The sequence below is a fragment of the Anaeromassilibacillus sp. An200 genome (assembly GCF_002160025.1).
GTDB lineage: Bacteria > Bacillota > Clostridia > Oscillospirales > Acutalibacteraceae > Caccousia > Caccousia stercoris.
Window position 1 is genome coordinate 1 of sequence record NZ_NFJU01000086.1, and the last position, 4,403, is coordinate 4,403.

Annotated in this window: 3 protein-coding genes; 1 reads left to right on the top strand and 2 read right to left on the bottom strand. The window is 58.7% G+C overall.

Annotated features, from left to right (window positions below):
- Nucleotides 1–153: 153 nt before the first annotated feature.
- Nucleotides 154–2,718 carry an alpha-L-rhamnosidase gene (locus B5F35_RS17600; RefSeq protein WP_242969581.1) on the bottom strand — a complete coding sequence of 855 codons (2,565 nt, stop codon included), beginning with the start codon at nt 2,716–2,718 and terminating at the stop codon, nt 154–156.
- Between the two features lie 164 nt (nt 2,719–2,882).
- Between B5F35_RS17600 and B5F35_RS17605 the strand changes: the two genes are divergently transcribed.
- Entirely contained in the window at nt 2,883–3,926 is a 1,044-nt protein-coding gene (locus B5F35_RS17605) for an AraC family transcriptional regulator (RefSeq protein WP_087242924.1), read from the top strand.
- A gap of 289 nt (nt 3,927–4,215) precedes the next feature.
- Here the strand turns inward: B5F35_RS17605 and B5F35_RS19085 are convergent.
- Nucleotides 4,216–4,403 (bottom strand): hypothetical protein (locus B5F35_RS19085; protein WP_206424075.1); only part of this gene is annotated, 188 nt, incomplete at its 5' end.

Genomic DNA, 4,403 nt, shown 5'->3' on the forward strand with positions numbered 1-4,403 from the left:
TCTGCATTCTTTACCAGCATTTTTATCACCCCAAACTCATTATACCGCATTTTCTCCCTTTATACGAGAAAAAGGCCACCAATCGGTGACCTTTTTCGACAGGCTGAGGGCTCCGCAGGAAGCGGAGCCCTTTTTCTATGCTGTGGAGAAGTGTCACACGGAGCGGCGGATGGCGTGCTGTCCCGGTGTAAGGGCGATCGGTTCGCTTTCGCCGGGAAGGAGCAAGGTGGCCGACGCGCCGAAGGGGATGGTGAAGGAGTAGCAGAGCGTATTGCCGCCATCCTCGTACTCCCATCCGCTTTCATACAGCCCCACGGGCGAGCGGAAGGAAGCGTGCGCGAAGGAAAGGCTTGCGTCGGGCATGGGACGCAGAAGAACGTGCCGGAAGCCGGGAGCGTCCTCACACGGATTGATGCCGCACATGTACCGGTACATCCATTCCACGATCGAGCCGTAGGCATAGTGGTTCAGGCTGTTCATGCCGGTGTCGCTGATCCTGCCGTCCGGCAGCACGGAGTTCCAGCGCTCCCACACGGTCGTGGCGCCCATGCCGACCTCGTAAAGCCAGCTTGGATAATCGTCGTTGAGCAGGAGACGGTAGGCGGACGCGTTCGCGCCGTGCTCGGAAAGGACGGGGCACAGGCACGGCGTCCCGGCGAAGCCCGTGGTCAGGTGCATATTGCTCTCGTCCAGCTTTTCTTCCAGCAGGCGCAGCGTGTCTGCGCGATCCTCCTCGGGGGTCAGGCCGAAGGCCAGCGCCAGCACGTAGGAGGTCTGGGTGCGGCAGACATTGTCACCGCCGGGGAGCAGATAGCGCGCCCGGAAGGCTTCGCGGATTTTCTCCGCCCATGCGGCGTAGTCCGCCGCCTCGCTCTCGCGTCCCAGGGCATGGGCGGCCTGCGCCGTCATGCGGATGGAACGGTAATAGTACGCGCTCGCGATGAAGTAAGGATCCGTGCCGCCAAAACAGCTCTGCTTGTCGGGATTGTCGAGCGCGAGCCAGTCCGCAAAGTGGAAGCCGGTGGTGCGCAGGAACTGCCCGCCGGTTTCCTGATCCTCATGCCGCAGGAAATCTGCCCATGCGCGCATGTTCTCGTATTCCTCCTCGAGCAGGGAAGCGTCTCCATAGAAAAGGTACTGCTGCCACGGGATGACGGCGGCGGCGTCCGCCCATGCGCACGAGCCGTGCTGCGTGCGGTCGGGATCCGCGATCATCATCGGAACGACATGCGGAACGGATCCATGATACAGCCCGCGCTGTTCGAGCAGCATATCGTGCAGGTACTTGCGGTAGAAGGCGGCTGTCTGCATGTTGAAGCTGGCCGTCGGGCAGAATACCTGCGCGTCGCCCGTCCAGCCCATGCGCTCGTCGCGCTGCGGGCAGTCGGTCGGCACGTCCAGGAAGTTTCCGCGCTGCCCCCAAAGAGCGTTGAGGAACAGGCGGTTTACGCGGGGGTCGGACGTTTCGATGCAGCCGGTCAGCTCCAGATCGGAATGGAGCACACAGGCGGTGAAGTCGGCGGGATTCACCTCGTCGATGCCCTCCACCTTCACATAGCGGAAGCCGTAGAAGGTGAAATGCGGGCGCACCCGCGCTGTGCTGCCGTCCGAGAAATAAGTATATTCGGCTTTGGCGGAACGCAGGTTATCATGATAGAAACAGTCGTCCTGCAAAATTTCACCGTATTGCAGGCGCACGCGCGTTCCGGCGGGAGCTGAGCAGGTAAATTCCACCCAGCCTGTGATCTCCTGGCCGAAGTCGAGGACGGTTTCTCCCTTCGGCGTGCGGATCCGCTTCGGCACCGGCAGCGTCTCGGTGATCCGCACCGGCACACTCAGCCGCTCGGAGAGACGTGTATAGGATTCCTCCGCGCGTTCCACCGGACGGAAGCCGGCAGGCTCGCATGCGTCGGAGCACCAGCCGGGGATCGCCAGGCGGGCGTCATATACTTCGCCGTCGTAAATGCTGCTTTCCAGCACGGGGGAGGGAGCCCAGCGCCAGGAGCGGTCCGTACCGAAGCACAGCTCGCGCCCGTCCTCGAGCGTCACGCGCAGCTCGCACAGGAATGAGAAACGATCCCCGAACAGGCCGTGGCGCGGATTGGCTTCAAAGCCGAAGCGTCCCTTATACCAGCCGTTGCCCAGCATCGCGCCGAGGATGTTGTCCCCCTCATGCAGCAAGCGGGTCACGTCGTAGGTTTGGTACTGCATCCAAAAATGATAATCATTATAATAAGGTGTGAGATATTCGTCTCCCACGCGCTCGCCGTTGAGATACATCTCATACAGCCCGAGCCCGCACGCATAGGCCCGCGCCGAAACCGGACGGCCCGGCAGGCTGACCGTACCGCGCACCAGCGGGTGAACGGAGCCGCACGCGGGGGAGATCCACTCGGCCTGCCACGGCTCGCCGCATTTTCCCGTCTCAAACCACGAAAGCCCCGTTCCCTCGTCGCCCGTCTCGTCGCGCACCATCACCCGCCAGTAATAGCGTGTGCGGGGAGAGAGGGCGATCGCGGGATGATAGGCGAGAGAGTCCAAATCCGCGCTTTCGCCGCTGTCGTGCAGGATTTTGGTAAAGCCCGGATCGGCGGCAATTTGGACACGGGCGGACTCCTGCCGTGTGCCGCGCGCGTTTTCGGGGATCCAGGACAGGCTCAGGTGGGAGAGATCATATCCCAGCGGGGTTTTGACATGGTTGACAAGCATGGATGTCACATTCAAAGCAAACTCCTCCGTTCATTTTGCGATTTTTCCAAAAAAGAATGGAAATCCCGGACAAATTCATGTATGATAGAGATTAATCCGATATCTGCACTATAGCACGCTTTTTGGGGTTTTTCAAAGGCCGTGGGCGACAATATGAATAGGAGGATACGGACATGCTGCACATGGAAGAAACGGAGAAGCTGCTGTATCGCCTGACCGAGTGGGAGCAGGAGCAGGCGGCCGGGCGCATGACACAGGAGGAATTCCGCTCCGCGATAGAAGCCCTGCCGCGCGATCTGCGTCCGCTGGACTGGTACGGAATCGAGGCACCCGTGCCGGGACGCCGGGAAGAGACATCCCTGCCGGAATTCGATGAAAAGAGCTTTATCCTTTCGGGGGATGATGTGTGTGTGCGCAAGCATGATACCCGTGACGCGACTCCTGCCCATTCACATAATTTCTATGAGCTGATCGCCGTGCTGGATGGGACGGCGCGGAATACAATGGAAAACCGGGAGGTGGAGCTGGGACGCGGCCAGATGTTCCTGCTTTGTCCGAAGGAGGTGCACGGTATTTCCTGTTCCCCCGACGCCGTTGTGCTGAATGTGCTGATCCGGGCTTCCTTTTTCCGCGCGTCGTTTCCGGCTGTCTTTGGAGTGGGCGGCGTGCAGGAGGGATTGTTTTCCCCGCCTGGCGCACCGGGCCGCTGTATGCTGTTTGACATGGAGGACGACGAGGAGACGCGCGCGTTTCTGCTGCTGCTGGCCAGGGAATCCCTTTCCTCCCGCCCAAACCGCCGCGCGGCGGTGAACGGGGCTTTGGCTCTTCTATTCTCGTTCCTGTTGGATCATGGGGAGGTGGTCCAGAAGGAGTCTCCGAAAAGATACGAGGCGGAAATGCGGGAGATCCTGTCCTATCTGAGCGCCTGCTGTGCGGAAGCCACGCTGGCCGGCGCGGCGGAGCAGCTTCATTTTTCCACACGGCATATTGCAAGGATTCTGCGGGAAACAGGACAGAAAAGCTTCAACACGCTTCTGCGGGAAGCACGAGTGGCCGCCGCCCGCAGGCTTCTGGAGGAGACAAGCCTGACGGTGGAAGAAGTCGCACAGGCCTCCGGTTTCTCCGAGGGAGGGTATTTTATCCGCGTGTTCCGCAGGGAGACGGGGACAACGCCTGCTTTGTACCGGGCACAATACCAGCAAAACCACAAGATATAAGGCCTTTCCCCTGCCCCCTCCACAAGGCTGGAAAAAGAATGAAAAAAATTGCAAAAAAAGATCGAAAAAGCGTTGACAAGCGGGAAAGGGTGTGGTATTATAGTCAAGCCGTCGAGAGAGACGGAAAAAAATCTTGACAGAGCATCGCGAAAGTGATACAATGTCAAGGCTGTCCCAAAAAAGAGAAGAAAAAGTGCTTGACAAACGCACGAGAGTGTGATAAAATGTAAAGCACGCTCCTCGATGAGAGGGACGGACGCAGAACCTTGAAAATTAAACAACGAACGATTTAAGAAGTACCCGTAATGACTTTGAGTATCGGGCGACTGATACGAAAAGGAAAGCAAGCAAAGCTTTTCAAAAAATGCAAAACACGCAAGTGTACTGAAAGAGCTACAAAAGCTCTAAGATATGATTGAAACGCCCGCAAGGGCGATTCGATACAATATTTTAGAGAGTTTGATCCTGGCTCAGGAC